The 15791-nt window shown below is 40.3% G+C and carries 16 protein-coding genes; all 16 read left to right on the top strand.

Annotated elements, in window-relative coordinates; translation table 11 throughout:
* The first annotated feature begins 4 nt into the window (after positions 1–4).
* The 16 genes from ndk (at position 5) to ilvD (ending at position 15753) form a co-directional block, all read left to right on the top strand.
* Positions 5–448 (top strand): nucleoside-diphosphate kinase, encoded by a 444-nt coding sequence (ndk, locus tag LPB68_RS03535; protein ID WP_068657813.1) that lies wholly within the window; start codon positions 5–7, stop codon positions 446–448.
* On the top strand, positions 439–1272 hold the full coding sequence (locus LPB68_RS03530) for a CheR family methyltransferase (RefSeq protein WP_068657817.1): 834 nt from the start codon (positions 439–441) through the stop codon (positions 1270–1272). The genes ndk and LPB68_RS03530 overlap by 10 nt, the downstream gene beginning before the upstream one ends.
* A 92-nt stretch (positions 1273–1364) precedes the next feature.
* Positions 1365–1529 (top strand): hypothetical protein, encoded by a 165-nt coding sequence (locus LPB68_RS23080; RefSeq protein ID WP_198402152.1) that lies wholly within the window; start codon positions 1365–1367, stop codon positions 1527–1529.
* A gap of 180 nt (positions 1530–1709) precedes the next feature.
* Positions 1710–2879 carry a chorismate synthase gene (gene aroC / locus LPB68_RS03525; protein WP_068657818.1) on the top strand — a complete coding sequence of 390 codons (1170 nt, stop codon included), beginning with the start codon at positions 1710–1712 and terminating at the stop codon, positions 2877–2879.
* Positions 2880–2881: 2 nt separating this feature from the next.
* Positions 2882–3988 carry a 3-dehydroquinate synthase gene (gene aroB / locus LPB68_RS03520; protein WP_068657819.1) on the top strand — a complete coding sequence of 369 codons (1107 nt, stop codon included), beginning with the start codon at positions 2882–2884 and terminating at the stop codon, positions 3986–3988.
* The gene (gene aroH, locus LPB68_RS03515; protein ID WP_068657820.1) at positions 3981–4358 is read left to right on the top strand and encodes a chorismate mutase; all 378 of its coding nucleotides are present in this window, start codon (positions 3981–3983) and stop codon (positions 4356–4358) included. Before aroB ends, aroH begins: the two co-directional genes overlap by 8 nt.
* 325 nt (positions 4359–4683) lie before the next feature.
* Entirely contained in the window at positions 4684–6240 is a 1557-nt protein-coding gene (gene trpE, locus LPB68_RS03510; RefSeq protein WP_068657821.1) for an anthranilate synthase component I, read from the top strand.
* A 119-nt stretch (positions 6241–6359) separates the two neighbouring features.
* Positions 6360–7385 (top strand): anthranilate phosphoribosyltransferase, encoded by a 1026-nt coding sequence (trpD, locus tag LPB68_RS03505; RefSeq protein ID WP_068658663.1) that lies wholly within the window; start codon positions 6360–6362, stop codon positions 7383–7385.
* Positions 7375–8184 (top strand): indole-3-glycerol phosphate synthase TrpC, encoded by an 810-nt coding sequence (gene trpC, locus LPB68_RS03500; RefSeq protein ID WP_068657825.1) that lies wholly within the window; start codon positions 7375–7377, stop codon positions 8182–8184. Before trpD ends, trpC begins: the two co-directional genes overlap by 11 nt.
* 1 nt (position 8185) lies before the next feature.
* Complete coding sequence (locus LPB68_RS03495; protein WP_068657827.1) at positions 8186–8860, top strand: phosphoribosylanthranilate isomerase; 675 nt, start codon at positions 8186–8188, stop codon at positions 8858–8860.
* A complete protein-coding gene (gene trpB / locus LPB68_RS03490; protein WP_068657829.1) occupies positions 8857–10053 on the top strand; it encodes a tryptophan synthase subunit beta in 1197 nt (398 codons plus the stop codon). Before LPB68_RS03495 ends, trpB begins: the two co-directional genes overlap by 4 nt.
* Positions 10050–10856: a tryptophan synthase subunit alpha gene (trpA, locus tag LPB68_RS03485; RefSeq protein ID WP_068657831.1), complete on the top strand. Its 807-nt coding sequence runs from the start codon at positions 10050–10052 to the stop codon at positions 10854–10856. The genes trpB and trpA overlap by 4 nt, the downstream gene beginning before the upstream one ends.
* Positions 10857–10879: 23 nt before the next feature.
* Complete coding sequence (hisC, locus tag LPB68_RS03480; protein ID WP_068657832.1) at positions 10880–11959, top strand: histidinol-phosphate transaminase; 1080 nt, start codon at positions 10880–10882, stop codon at positions 11957–11959.
* A 51-nt stretch (positions 11960–12010) separates the two neighbouring features.
* Positions 12011–13108 (top strand): prephenate dehydrogenase, encoded by a 1098-nt coding sequence (locus LPB68_RS03475; protein WP_068657834.1) that lies wholly within the window; start codon positions 12011–12013, stop codon positions 13106–13108.
* Between the two features lie 263 nt (positions 13109–13371).
* A complete protein-coding gene (locus LPB68_RS03470) occupies positions 13372–14037 on the top strand; it encodes a GntR family transcriptional regulator (protein ID WP_068657835.1) in 666 nt (221 codons plus the stop codon).
* Positions 14038–14058: 21 nt separating this feature from the next.
* Positions 14059–15753: a dihydroxy-acid dehydratase gene (gene ilvD / locus LPB68_RS03465; RefSeq protein ID WP_068657837.1), complete on the top strand. Its 1695-nt coding sequence runs from the start codon at positions 14059–14061 to the stop codon at positions 15751–15753.
* Positions 15754–15791: the final 38 nt, after the last annotated feature.

Here is a 15791-nt window from a genome sequence, read left to right as displayed (position 1 = left end):
TCCCGTGGAACGTACTTTTCTAATGATTAAACCTGATGGTGTACAACGTGGATTAGTGGGTCGAATCATAAGTCGTCTTGAAGATAAGGGCTTTACTTTAGTCGCATGTAAGTTTGTTCAAGTAACTATAGAACAAGCAGAATTTCATTACAATGAGCATGTGGGAAAAGACTTCTTCCCTAATCTTGTTAGAATGATCACTTCAGGACCGGTTCTAGCCATGGTATGGGAAGGTGATGACATCATTACTTTATCTCGTATTCTTATTGGTAAAACGAATGTCAGAGAAGCACAACCAGGTACGATTCGCGGAGATTTTGCTGCACATACACCAAATAATTTGATTCACGGCTCGGACTCTGTAGAGAGCAGTACAAGAGAGATTCGTAATTTCTTTGATTCGAATGAACTCGTGAATTATGACAAAGGACTAAAACCATGGATATAAAACCGAAATTATTACCTCAAGATTCCCGAATAGAGAATGAAGCAGTTGATCTCGATTATGTTAAATTCATTGAGTCAATTAAGAAATCTACTGGAATTGACCTTGCGCAATATAAAGAAGGACAGATGAAGCGCCGATTGACGACACTCCGTGTTAAGCATGGTTATCAATCCTTTGATTCATTCTTTAAGGGGATGACACAAAATAAAGACCTCCTTTATGAATTTCTAGATCGAATGACGATCAATGTATCTGAGTTCTGGCGTAACCGGAACCGTTGGGAAGTTCTTCGTGATATCATTCTTCCAGAAATTATTCAGAGTAATAAGGGACGTCTCAAAATTTGGAGTGCAGCGTGCTCAACAGGAGAAGAACCTTATACATTAGCTATGATCCTAGCAGATAAAGGGCTTTTAAAGAATACAACACTTATAGCATCAGATTTAGATGATGGTGCATTAGAGAAAGCTCGTAAGGGATTATATCTGGAGCGTTCATTAAAAGATGTACCGAAGGATGTAGCTGCTAGACATTTTGTTGCAAATGGGATGCTGTACGCAATTGATGAATCTTTGAAGAAAGCTGTTCAATTTAAGAAGCAGAACTTATTATTAGACTCTTTCGAGAATTCCTATGATCTTATTGTATGTCGTAACGTAATGATCTACTTTACAGAAGAAGCTAAGAATAATCTTTATCATAAATTTGCAAAGAGTTTGCGTCCGGGTGGATATTTATTTGTAGGTAGCACAGAACAGATTTTTTCGCCAGCACAATATGATCTTGAGCCGACTGAAACATTCTTTTATCGAAAAAAGGCATAGATGATCTTTCATTAATGTATATTTCCATGAGCAGTTTGCGATACTAATATCTTATAGAATCTAATGGATGTTAGTGGAGGGATTTACTTAGTATGGATAAACGCAAGGTCATCAAAGCTTACCATCGAGGTTTCATTACAATTCAGGAATGTGGACAGATCTTAGGTTTAGAACAAGCACATCTTAATGTACTAGTTCTAAATTCTCTGAAGGATCCCAAAAATATTGAGTTGAAGAACCAACCAATCAATGGTTGACAAGCCTATGTGTTATTTGCGCCGTATCCTGTATTTGTGAGGAACGGTGCTTTTTTTATATTCAGATAAGAAAAGTGATGTTACCTTTCTTGTCAAAGTGTATGTCCTATACTATAATAAGCAAAGATATTATCGGATTTTAGCCATTTACAGTATGAAAGTCTAAAGGGGGAAAGCAACATGAGTTTACGCTATTTAACAGCGGGGGAGACTCACGGACCCCAACTCACAGCTATTATTGAAGGTTTACCTAGTAATTTAACATTAGATTTTGATGAATTGAATTTCCAACTTCATCGCCGTCAAAAGGGTTATGGACGGGGAAGACGTATGCAAATTGAGAAGGATACCGCTCAAATCGTGGGTGGAGTTAGACACGGCTACACAACAGGAGCACCATTGGCATTAGTAGTCGCTAATAATGATTGGACACATTGGCGTAATATTATGAATATCGAGCCAATTGAAGGGACAGACGAAGAGAAGAGACGTGTACACCGTCCTCGACCGGGGCATGCAGATCTTAATGGTGGACTTAAGTATAATCATAAGGATTTACGTAATGTTCTGGAACGTTCAAGTGCACGTGAGACAACAGTTCGTGTTGCTTGTGGGGCAATAGCTCGTCAATTTCTAGCAGAGTTCGGTATTAAGATTGCAGGACAAGTGATACGTATTGGTGAAATTGAGGCTCCAGCTAATAACTTATCTATTGATGAATTGATTGAACAGACAGAAGCTTCTTCAGTGAGGGTAATTGATGCTGAAACAGAGAAGAAGATGGAAGCTTACATTGATCAGATTAAGGAAGACGGAGACTCGATCGGTGGTATTGTTGAGTGTATCGTTGAAGGCGTTCCAATTGGTCTTGGTAGTTATGTTCAATATGATCGCAAATTAGATGCACGAATTGCACAAGGTGTTATGTCTATTAATGCATTCAAGGGCGTAGAGATTGGTATTGGGTTTGAAGCAGGAATTCTAAGAGGATCGCAAGTACATGATGAGATTATGTACAGTGAGGAAAAAGGGTATTATCGTGCAAGTAATCGTCTGGGTGGATTTGAAGGTGGAATGACGAATGGTATGCCCGTCGTGGTTCGTGGTGTCATGAAGCCTATTCCAACATTGTATAAACCACTGCAAAGTGTAGACATCGATACGAAGGAAGCTTTCACTGCACAAGTAGAACGTTCTGATGCATGCGCAGTTCCTGCAGCTAGTGTTGTTATGGAACATGTTGTTGCTTGGGAGATTGCTAAGGCATTCCTAGAAAAATTCGGTGGCGATTCTATGGATGAGATTAGAGCAAATTACAAGAGCTATCTTTCTCAATTGGAGAATTACTAGATATGAGAACCGTGAATGTGGATTTGGGCGATCGTTCGTATCCGATCTATATTGGATCGGGCCTATTACAACATATTGGAGAATATTTCAAAAATCACGGGATTTCTACTAAGAGCCCATTAATGATTGTGACGGATGACCATATTGCTCCAACCTACCTTTCCTCACTAGAAAGTACATTAAGCGCAGCAGGTTACGAATCCGTATCCAAAATAGTAAAAGCAGGGGAACCTTCTAAATCATTAACCGTCTTTGAAGATGTTATGACAACCGCGATCGAAGGGGGACTAGATCGTAATTCAACTGTCATTGCACTTGGTGGTGGTGTTGTAGGTGATTTAGCTGGATTCGTAGCCGCATCGTATATGAGAGGGATCAAGTTCGTTCAGGTTCCGACTACGATTCTCGCTCATGATAGCAGTGTAGGCGGGAAGGTAGCTGTTAATCATCCACTTGCTAAGAACATGATTGGGGCTTTCCATCAACCAGAACTTGTGCTCTACGATCTGGACACATTGCAGACATTACCTCCACGTGAAGTATCTGCTGGTCTAGCTGAAATGGTGAAACATGGCTTGATTCGTGATGGTGACTTCGCTAGATGGTGTAGAGAACATTCCTCAGAATTAGTAGCACTTGATCCAGATGCACTTGGTTATGGATTGGAAAGAGGTTGTAGCATCAAAGCAGATGTTGTTTCCCAAGATGAAAGAGAGAATGGTTTACGAGCAATTCTTAATTTGGGTCATACTATCGGGCATGCGATAGAAGCTGTTGCTGGATATGGAGAATACTTGCATGGTGAAGCTATTGCAATCGGGATGGCGGGATCAGCGTTACTAGCTGGTCGTCTAGGTCGTGATTCTAGTATTTACGATGAGACGGTTAGTATGCTCCAATCGCTTAAACTTCCAGTGACAATGGCAGCGCATCTATCAACGGATGATATTATAAAGGCAATGATGCATGATAAGAAATTTAGAGAAGGGCATATGCTCTTTATCATACCTGAATCGATTGGGTCGGTAAGTATTGTGAAGGATGTGCCTGTACAACTTGTTCGAGAAACAATTGATCAACTTAGAGAAGGAGGGGAAGTTCTTGTATAATCGCGGTATTCGTGGAGCAACGAGTGTAACAAAGAATGAAGAACAAGAAATAATTAAAGAAACGATGACATTACTACGAGAAATTGTGATCCGTAATGAGATTGAACCGGAAGATATCTGCAGTGTATGGATTACCATGACTCATGATTTAGATGCTACTTTCCCTGCGAGAGCCATTCGAGAATTGGAAGGTTGGGAACTCGTTCCCTTGATGTGCTCGGTTGAAATCCCTGTTCAAGGGAGTCTACCTCATTGCATCAGATTTATGATTCAAGTGAACACTGAGAAAAGTCAGCGTGAAATGAAGCATGTGTATTTAAATGATGCACGTAAACTTCGTCCTGACCTATCCGGTCAAGGAACTAATTAAAATTTTAACTATCGGGTTGTCAAAAGTTATTGGAATCATGTATAGTAGTCTTAGTTGAGTAGAGTTAGCTGAGTTGAGAAGAGTTGAGCAGAGTCCATATGTACTTTATTTCGGTACTGAATCGTATTTTCGATTCATGAACCTATTTCTGATTCTTTATTAAGGGAATATGTTCTTGAATTGAAGAAGGGATTAGTAACCGGACTCTTTCATATACTTCATGACCCCAAAACCTCTACTTTTGTAGAGGTTTTTCTTTAATTATAAGAAATGTTTATACTGGCTTTGGCATTCGTAAGACCAATATAATCAGGGAGGGATGGTCATGATGACCCCCAGTTTAGATCAAGTAATTACACTTTCAAAGCAATATAATTTAATCCCCGTTGTGAAACGTCTTTTATCAGATATGGAAACGCCAATTCGTATTTTTCAGAGGTATGCCCAACGCGAGCATTCATTTTTGCTGGAAAGCGTAGAAGGAGGTAGTCAATGGGCTAGATATTCCTTTATCGGAACGGATCCCTTTCTAATGATTTCTGGAAAACAGGGCAGAATTGTGCTAGAAAAGAATGGTGTAGAGGAAGTAATGAAGGGTAAACCAGTTGAAGAGCTGAAGGCATTGTTACGCTCTTATCGAAGCCCGAAGCTTGAAGAAATGCCACCATTTACAGGTGGTGCCATTGGATTCTTTGGATATGATCTACTGCAGTATTATGAGAATCTACCTGCACATGCCGTCGATGATCTCCATATGGATGATATTCGCTTCATGTTCTGTGATTCTATTATTGCTTTTGATCATGTGAAGCAACAAATCCTCTTAGTAGGCAATGTACACGTCAACGAAGGGGATAGAGATCAAGATATTGCTAAGGCATATGATGCCGTTAGTCATAAGTTAGAATACATTGCTGAGCAATTGCAAGAACAAGGACCACGTGAAAATGTGAACCGCCATAGCATTCCACAAGATGTGGAACTAGGTGATATTAAATCGAATATGACGAAAGAACAATATATATCCAATGTGGAACAAGCCAAAGAATACATCCGAGCTGGAGACATATTTCAAGTTGTATTGTCACAACGTTTTCATATTGAAACAGAAGTATCTCCGTTACATGTTTACCGTGTTCTTAGAACATTAAATCCATCACCCTATATGTATTATTTAAAAATGGGCGAAGAGATTATCGTAGGTACCTCGCCGGAGGCATTGGTTAAAGTAGATGGAGACCGTGTTGAAACGCGTCCTATAGCGGGTACAAGACCGCGTGGGTTATCTGAAAGTGAAGATCGAGCATTAGCTGAAGAATTGATGGCAGATGAGAAGGAACGTGCAGAGCATTTAATGCTCGTTGATCTTGGCCGTAATGATCTTGGAAGAGTATCTCAATTTGGGACTGTGAAATGCGATTCTTTTATGGAAATAGAGAAGTATTCACATGTAATGCATATTGTCTCGAATGTGTCGGGACAACTACGCGAAGATAAGGATTTCTTTGATGCTTTTCTGTCATGCTTACCAGCAGGAACGGTATCAGGTGCACCGAAACTAAGAGCTATGCAAATTATTGCTGAGTTAGAGAAGGAAGCTCGTGGTGCCTACGCAGGGGCGATTGGTTATCTTGGATTCTCAGGGAATATGGATTCATGCATAACAATCCGTACATTGATTTTCCGTAAAGGAAAAGCTTATATACAAGCAGGTGCTGGAATTGTATGGGATTCTATTCCGGAGAAAGAGTATGAAGAAACAGTTAATAAAGCGAAAGCATTATTAAAAGCGATCCGTACAGCAGAATTAATGTTTCCTCCTATAAAAAATGATGAAGATATGATTAATCAAGATTATTTATACGAATATACACCTAAGTGATGTGCTGAAATTGAGATGAGATGAAGCTAATATAAACAATGGAGATGAGCCTAGTGGAGAAAAGTATAGAAAAGTTGAGTTCAGTAAATCAGAAATCGGTAGAAGTAGATCATGCAACTTTGATTCAAACTAGTCTAAATCAATTGATAAATGGAAATGATCTTTCACGACAAGAGGCTAGGAAAGTGATGCAGATTATCATGGATGGTGCAGCAACTCATGCTCAGATCGGTGGATTGCTAACTGCGCTACGCATCAAGGGTGAAACAGTAGATGAGATCACTGGTTTTGCTGAAGCTATGCGTGGATCGGGTAGTAGAATACAGACTGAGGGTGCTCAATTGCTAGATACATGTGGTACTGGTGGATCAGGAATTCATAAATTTAATATCTCGACCACATCTGCAATCATTGCATCTGCTGTGTCTGTGCGTGTTGCCAAGCATGGTAACCGTTCAGCTTCCGGACGTGCAGGAAGTGCGGATGTATTGGAAGCACTTGGCGTGAATATTAACATAACGGCTGAACATGCGAAATACTGTTTGGATGAGATCGGAATTTGTTTCTTATTCGCCCAAATTTATCACCCTTCTATGCGACATGCAGCCGCTCCAAGGAAGGAACTTGGCATTCGAACCGTCTTTAATATATTAGGGCCACTGACCAATCCTGCAGGTGCTGATCGCCAGCTATTAGGGATCTATAATCGGAATATGACTGAGACCATTGCACATTCACTCAGAGAACTTGGTCTTAAACGTGCTCTAGTCGTCTCAAGTCATGATGGATTGGATGAAATTAGTATTTCAGCTCCTACACAAATATCAGAATTAAGAAGAGGTATAGTTACTACATATGATATAAATCCACATGATTTAGGACTTGAAATGCACCCATTAGAGGATGTATTAGGTGGGGATGCAGCACGAAATGCTGAAATCACACGAGCCGTTCTACTAGGAGAGATAAGTCCCTACCGAGATGTTGTTCTAGCTAATGCAGGTGCTTGTATTTATATTTCTGGAATAGCTGATAGTATAGCTGCAGGTGTGAAACTTGCTGCAGAAGCCATAGATAGTGGAGCTGCTTATGCGAAACTAAATCAATTGATCCAAATGACAGGAGAAGAATCCCATGTATCTTGATAAAATAGTCGAAACAAAAGTGAAAGAAGTGGCAGAACTTGCGAAGACCTTCGATCTCGCAAATGCAGAACGCAAAATTGCTGACATGTCGAACACAAGAGGTTTTGAAAGAGCATTATCCAATAGCCGTAATAGAGATATGGGGTTAATTGCCGAGGTGAAGAAAGCATCACCATCCAAAGGGTTAATTCGTCCACATTTTGATCCCGTAGAGATTGCTCTAGCTTATGAAAAGGCTGGTGCTGATTGTTTGTCTGTATTAACCGATGTGGATTATTTCCAAGGCAGCTCAGAATATTTGCAGGCGGTTCATGCGGCTGTGAAGTTACCTTTACTACGCAAAGACTTCATTATCGACGAACGTCAGATTTATGAGGCCCGATTGTTGGGTGCTGATGCAGTTCTGCTGATTGTAAGCATATTGAAGAAAGAACAATTATCTTCGTACATCGAGATTGCTTCTTCCATTGGATTAGATACGTTGATCGAAGTTCATAGCGAAAAAGAGTTGCAAACTGTATTAAATCTAGGGTCAGCTTCTTTAATTGGGATCAATAACCGTAATCTGCAAACATTTGAGACATCATTGGAAACGACGGCTAAACTAATTCAGATGATTCCGGAAGGATTGACAATCATTAGTGAGAGTGGAATAGCAGGAACATCTGATATGGATTTCCTGAAACAGGCGGGTGCCCATGGAGTTCTTGTTGGAGAGTATTTCATGCGTCAGAATGATGTAGGCGTGGCTGTTCAAGATTTAATGGGACCTCTTGGTGAGTCTAAGGGAAGGCTTTAGAATGGGAAATACAGTTGTAAAAATATGTGGACTTCAGGACGTTGAAGTGCTAAAATCTATGTTAAACTTACCGGTGGATTACATTGGATTTATATTCGCGAAGAGTCGTAGACAAGTGACTTTGGAACTTGCAGCTGAACTTATATTGCAACTTAAGAGTTGGCAGAATGGTCAACAACCTGGGAGTGTAGGTGTATTCGTAAATCCTGAGCTGGATTATTTAGATCAAGTAATGAATCGAGTACGGTTGGATGTTATCCAGTTACATGGGCAAGAGGATGCTGACTTCTGTCTAAAGGTGAAACAACGGTTCGGAGTGAAGGTATTTAAAGTAATTCAAGTGAATGGAAATGGAATCGAGAATAGTCATGAGCAACTTGTTCCCAAGGAGTATATTGGTGCAATAGATGCATTATTACTAGATACGTTTGACCCTGTGTATGGTGGAGGATCTGGACAGACATTCGCATGGGAGCAAATTTCACAATATCAGATGTGGTGTGAGGAACATAACATCCCACTGTTTGTTGCAGGGGGGCTTCAACCTTCGAATGTAGGAGAACTGATTACGAATTACCATCCATATGGAGTAGATGTTTCTAGTGGGGTAGAAAGTAATGGCTTGAAAGATATAGAGAAAATAAAAGCTTTTGTTGAAAGGGTGAAACAGATATGATGCAAGTTCCAGATCAGAACGGTCGTTTCGGTAAATTCGGTGGTCGATTTGTACCAGAGACATTGATGAATGCGCTCATTGAATTAGAGGATGCTTATAAACAAAATGCAGCCGATGCTAGTTTTCAAGAGGAAATCGATTATTTGTTGAAACAGTATTCAGGACGTGAGACACCCCTTTATTTTGCCGAAAGACTCAGTCAACATTTAGGTGAAGCTAAAATATATTTGAAGCGTGAAGATTTAAACCATACAGGTGCACATAAGATCAATAATGCCATTGCACAAGGTATTCTGGCTAAACGTATGGGTAAGAAAAAGGTCATTGCTGAGACGGGTGCAGGTCAACATGGTGTGGCTACAGCTACAGTTGCGGCACTTCTTGGTATGGAGTGTAAAGTGTTTATGGGTGAAGATGATACGAAACGTCAAGCATTGAATGTATTTAGAATGAAATTGTTGGGTGCAGAGGTTATTCCTGTTACTTCAGGTTCACGTACATTGAAGGATGCAGGAAATGAGGCGCTACGTTATTGGGTTAGCAATGTAGAAGATACGTTCTATATTCTTGGTTCTGCTGTAGGACCACATCCATATCCGATGATGGTACGTAATTTCCAGAGAATTATTGGAGATGAGACGAGACGCCAAATTCTTGAATGTGAAGGACGACTACCCAATGTGCTTGTTGCTGCCGTAGGTGGTGGGAGTAATGCAATTGGGATGTTCTATCCATTTATCGAAGATAAAGATGTGGCAATGATTGGAGTGGAAGCAGCTGGTAAAGGTGTTGATACTGAATTCCACGCAGCCACAATGAGTAAAGGAACCCATGGTGTATTCCAAGGGTCGATGAGTTATTTGTTACAAGATCAACATGGACAAGTGCAAGAGGCACATTCCATATCTGCGGGGCTTGATTACCCAGGTGTAGGACCAGAACATTCTTATTTAAAAGATATTGAACGAGTTAAATATGTCCCGATTACGGACCAAGAGGCGCTTGATGCTTTGCAGTTGCTATGTCGAACTGAAGGTATTATCCCTGCACTTGAATCCGCTCATGCTGTTGCGCAAGTTATTAAGTTTGCACCGACACTAACGAAGGATGATATTATCGTTATTTGTTTATCTGGACGAGGAGATAAGGATGTGGAATCCATCATGGCATATACAGGGGGTGAGCAGTCATGAATTTGATGGACCAGAGATTTGCAACATTGAAAAAGCAGAATCAAACTGCGCTTATTCCATTCTTGACTGTTGGCGATCCTGATATTGAGACCACAGTAGAAATTATTATTCAACTTGAAGCAGCGGGTGCAGATATTCTTGAACTAGGTGTTCCCTATTCAGATCCTCTAGCGGATGGTCCTGTTATTCAACGTGCATCACAACGTGCGCTGAAGCATGATGTTAATCTTCGAACTTGTATGGAGACAGCCGTACTAGCTCGTAAAGCTGGAGTTAAGATGCCTTTTATTCTATTCACCTATTACAACCCTGTATTACAAATGGGGTTAGATCATTTCTTCGAAGAGGTGAAAAGTCACGAAATCAGCGGCTTGATTATTCCTGATCTTCCAGTAGAGGAATCAGGAGATATACGTCGTCGTGCGGATGAAGCGGGTATTAGTCTAATTCCATTAGTCGCACCAACATCGCATGAGCGAATAGAGAAGATTGTTAGTAATGCTAGCGGATTTGTATATTGTGTATCCTCTCTAGGTGTAACAGGAGAACGTTCGTCATTTCACCAAGGTGTGGATGAATTTATTCAGACAGTCAAACAGTTCACGAGTATTCCCGTTGCTGTTGGTTTTGGCATATCTACACATGAACAAGTGGCTCGTTTCTCTAAAATTTGCGATGGTGTCGTTGTGGGAAGTGCCATCGTTCGTGAAATTGAATCTGTGATCCCATTATTAAATGATAAGAACACAAGACAACAGGGACTTTTGCAAATACGAGAATTCGTGGCACAATTAAAAGGATAAAGATAGAAAGTGAGTGGTCATTTATGAAACCGAAAGCACATATTGTTAATCTACCTGTATACCAACCAGGAAAACCAATTGAAGAAGTGAAGCGGGAACTAGGATTAGAGAATGTTATTAAATTAGCTTCTAATGAAAACCCGTATGGTTCATCACCGCGGGTTAAAGATGCGATTCTATCTGAACTAGAAAATATCAGCATATATCCTGACGGGGGTGCGGTAAACCTAACGGAAGTTTTAAGCAAATACTTAGGTGTAAATCAAGATCAGATTATTTTCGGTTGTGGATCTGATGAAGTCATTTCGTTAATTACACGTGCATTCTTTATTCCAGGTGATGAGACGATCATGGCTGATCAGACGTTCTCCGTATATAAGAGTAACGCAGATATCGAAGGAGCTAAATCCATTGAGGTTCCTTTAAAGAATGGAGTCCATGATCTGGACGTTATGCTTGCTGCTGTAAATGAGCGCACAAAGATTATCTGGGTCTGTAACCCTAACAACCCAACAGGAACGATTGTTTCAGAAGATGCACTTACATCATTCTTAGATGCTATCCCCTCACAGGTTATGGTCGTGCTTGATGAGGCGTATTGTGAGTTTGTAACAGATTCATCTTACCCAGATGGTCTATCGTTATTAAATAAATATCCAAATCTAGTTGTGTTGCGTACGTTCTCCAAAATATATGGTTTAGCCTCACTTCGTATAGGCTATGGTGTTGGTAGTCCTGAAGTGATTAAACTGATTAATCAAGTACGTGAACCTTTTAATACTTCAAGTATAGCGCAAGCTGCTGCTATTGTAGCACTAGAAGATCAGGCGTTTGTGGAAGATTGCAGAAGATTGAATGCAGAGGGAATTACTTATTTGCAGGGGGAATTTGACCGTCTAGGCCTGTCTCATCTACCTGCACATGGGAACTTCATTATGGTCGATGTGCGTAAGCCATCAGGTGAGGTATTTCAAGCTATGTTACGCCAAGGAGTGATCATCCGTGCTGGTCATCAAAAGTATCCTAGTTATATCAGGGTCTCCGTAGGTACAAAGGAACAGAATAAAGTGTTTATTCAAGCGCTTGAGAAGGTAATAGCTTAGCTTGAGATTAATTTTAAAAAATGAATCCATGACGATTAGAAGTGAGGAAACATGAACACAACAAAAATTGCAATCTTTGGAGTAGGTTTAATCGGAGGTTCACTGGCCTTATGTTTTAAGAATAAGCCAGGTATAACGGTGGTGGGTCACGCCCACCGCCCTGAATCTATAGACAAATATATGAGTAAGGGTGTTGTAGATGTAGCGACACTTTCTATGGAAGAAGCGGCAAAGGATGCTGACTTTATTTTTCTATGCGTGCCTGTTGGGAAATTAGAAGAATACTTGACTAAATTAAGTGAAATGCCATTGAAGAAGGGCTGTATTATTACGGATGTAGGTAGCACTAAAGCAAGCGTATCGGTAGCAGCCGAGGCATTGAAATTTAAAGATGTATTTTTCATTGGTGGACATCCCATGGCTGGGTCTGAGCGATCAGGTGTAGATGCTGCCTCAGTTCTTCTCTTCGAGAATGCTTTTTATGTTCTATGTGCATCGGCTAGTATCCCTGAATATGCCATTGAATCGTTAGAGAAATTATTATTATACACTAGAGCACAAATCGTGAAGGTAGAACCAAAATTGCATGATGAAATCGTGGGAGCAGTCAGTCATTTGCCACATATTATCGCAGTAGCTTTAGTTAACCAAATAAGTGATTATAACGAATCAAATATGCTCTATCGAAGATTGGCGGCAGGTGGATTTAGAGATATTACTCGGATAGCATCTAGTGATCCCGTCATCTGGCGTGATATTCTTCTGAATAATAATGAAGTGATGTTACGTCTACTTGAAGATTGGAATAAGGGAATTTCAATTTTTATTGATATGCTTAAAGGTAGTAATGGACAGGCGATCGAAGAAGCATTCCAGAAGGCTAATGCCTTTCGCAATGAACTTCCAGAAGGTAGAAAGGGCATGATCACGCCACTATTTGATTTATATCTGAATGTACCAGATCATCCTGGGATTATCGGGAAGATCGCTACCGAACTTGGGTCCGAACAGATAAATCTTAGTAATATTCAAATTATCGAGAGTAGAGAGGATGTTCCAGGTGTCATGCGTCTTTCATTTCGTCAAGAAGAGGATATGGAACGGGCAAGAATTGTACTTCATGAGCTAGAATATACGGTGTTTGTATAAGTTTTAAAAGTGGTTACATTAACTTTTAAAACAGTTATTGACAAATGAAAACGGATACATTACAATGAACTTACAGTATGGTTTCTCTCCACTCCTATCCAAATACTTCTGCTCTAGATTGAGCAGCGACCACTTTGAAAAAAGTGGTCTTTTTTTATGCTTTAAGAAAAGATAATTTTTAAAATAAAATAATGTTCACTTGATTTTAATATATGTATGCGATATATTGCATATAATAAATAAATGAAAAGAGGAGAATCGGCATGCCAATTCCAAGTGATTTCTCATCACCGAATAGAATGTCAGCGAAAGAGCGAGCATACTCACAAATCCAAAGATGGATTATTGATGGAACGCTTCAGCCTAAAGAGCAATTAATTGATGCTGAATTAGCAGAAGCACTTGGTGTAAGTAGAACGCCCATTCGAGAAGCTTTATTATTACTAGAGGTTCAAGGATTAGTTGAGGTTCACCCTGGCAAAGCTACAAGGGTGAAGGATATTGAAAAGGATGACATTCTTAAATTATATCCTGTGTTTGCATCATTGCATGCATTGGCTGCCGAGATATCAACATCGCTAATCCAACTAGAACAGATTGAACAATTAAAATCATTAAACGTTAGGTTCGCTGAGGCGATTGAGAATAAACAACCCTATCAAGCGATGGAGATGGATGAGCAGTTTCATAATCTGATTGTTGAAATATCTGATAATCTCTATATTTCTTCTTTTAGTTCAACGATTCAAACACATATCCGGCGGTTTAAGTATGTCTTTCTGCAACAACATGAGACTTCTACGAATTCATCAGTGGAAGAACATGCTGCAATTATCGCTGCCATGGAACAACGTGACTCTTCTACAGCTTCAGCGATCATGAAACAGAACCTATTAAGACCGATGAACGAGCTTTATACATTAATATAGCAACAAGGGAGCTGATTTAGGATGACAGAACAAAAAGACTTGAGAACACGTAGTAAGGATATTAGTGAAGGAGTTAATCGAACACCTAACCGTGCTATGCTTCGAGCAGTTGGCTTTACAGATGAAGATTTCAAAAAACCGATGATTGGTATAGCAAGTACATGGAGTGAAGTGACGCCTTGTAATATGCATATCGATGGTTTAGCACGTGCAGCTAAAGAAGGTGTTAAGGAACATGGTGGAGCACCTTTAATCTTTAATACAGTTACCGTATCCGATGGTATTGCTATGGGACATGAAGGTATGTTATTTTCACTACCAAGTCGGGAGGTTATTGCCGATTCTATTGAGATCGTAACGAATGCGGAACGTTTTGATGGATTAGTAGCTGTTGGGGGTTGCGATAAGAATACGCCTGCTTGCTTGATGGCCATGGGTAGATTGAATATACCTTCCGTATATGTCTATGGGGGAACGATTCAGCCTGGTAAGTTAGATGGACAAGATGTTGATATCGTTACAGCATTCGAAGCGGTTGGAGCATATCACGAAGGTACAATTGATGAAGAGCAACTACACAAAGTTGAATGTTCTGTTTGTCCAGGTCCTGGTGCATGTGGTGGTATGTATACTGCGAATACAATGGCATCAGCTGCTGAAGCTTTAGGAATGAGTCTTCCTGGATCTTCATCAACAGCCGCTATATCTTCTGACAAAGCGCTAGAGTGTGCTAAAGCAGGCGAAGCTGTAATAGGTCTGCTTGAGAAAAACATTCTTCCGAGTGATATTATGACGAAAGAAGCATTTGAGAATGCCATTACAGTTGTTATGGCTCTTGGTGGTTCAACCAATGCCTTCTTGCATCTACTGGCTATGGCCCATTCCGCTCAAGTTGATCTATCATTAGATGATTTCGATCGCATTCGCAAAAATGTTCCTCATCTCGCTGATTTGAAACCGAGTGGGAAGTTTGTTATGCAAGACCTGAATGATATTGGTGGAGTACCTGGTGTGATGAAGCTATTGTTGGCAGAAGGATTGCTACATGGTGACTGTATGACGGTTACTGGCAAGACTATTGCAGAGAACCTAGCCGCAATGCCATCTTTGCAAGAAAATCAAGATGTAATCCGTTCATTTGATAACCCATTGAAGACAAGTGGACCATTAGTCGTTCTTAAAGGGAATCTTGCCCCGGACGGTGCTGTTGCCAAAATGTCAGGATTAAAAAATCTTCGTTTCGAAGGACCGGCACGTGTCTACAATAGTGAAGATGAAGCAACCGAAGCTATAGTTAACGATGAGATCAAGAAGGGTGATGTCGTTGTCATCCGTTATGCGGGTCCCAAAGGTGGTCCCGGGATGCCAGAAATGCTGTCTCTAACGGCCATGCTCGTTGGTAAAGGCTTGGGTGGAGAAGTAGCGCTAATTACGGATGGTCGGTTCTCTGGAGGTTCCCATGGTTTTGTTGTAGGACATGTAGCCCCGGAAGCACAAGTGGGTGGTCCCATTGCTTTCTTAGAAACCGATGATATTATCATCATCGACAGTATTACGCAAGAAATCAAATTCAATGTGACGGAAGAACAACTACAAACAAGACGCGAGAAATGGGTTAAGCCATCACCTAAGTTTAAGACTGGTGCGCTAGCGAAATATGCAGCTTTAGTATCCTCTGCATCCAATGGAGCAGTAACAGATTTAGATATATTGTAATTAAACGATTTCATTTGATACTTTATTTCTTATATTTT

Source organism: Paenibacillus crassostreae, from assembly GCF_001857945.1.
Lineage (GTDB): Bacteria > Bacillota > Bacilli > Paenibacillales > Paenibacillaceae > Paenibacillus_AQ > Paenibacillus_AQ crassostreae.
The sequence above is the reverse complement of the archived record's forward strand: the minus strand, read 5'-3'. Positions and strand labels throughout refer to the sequence as shown.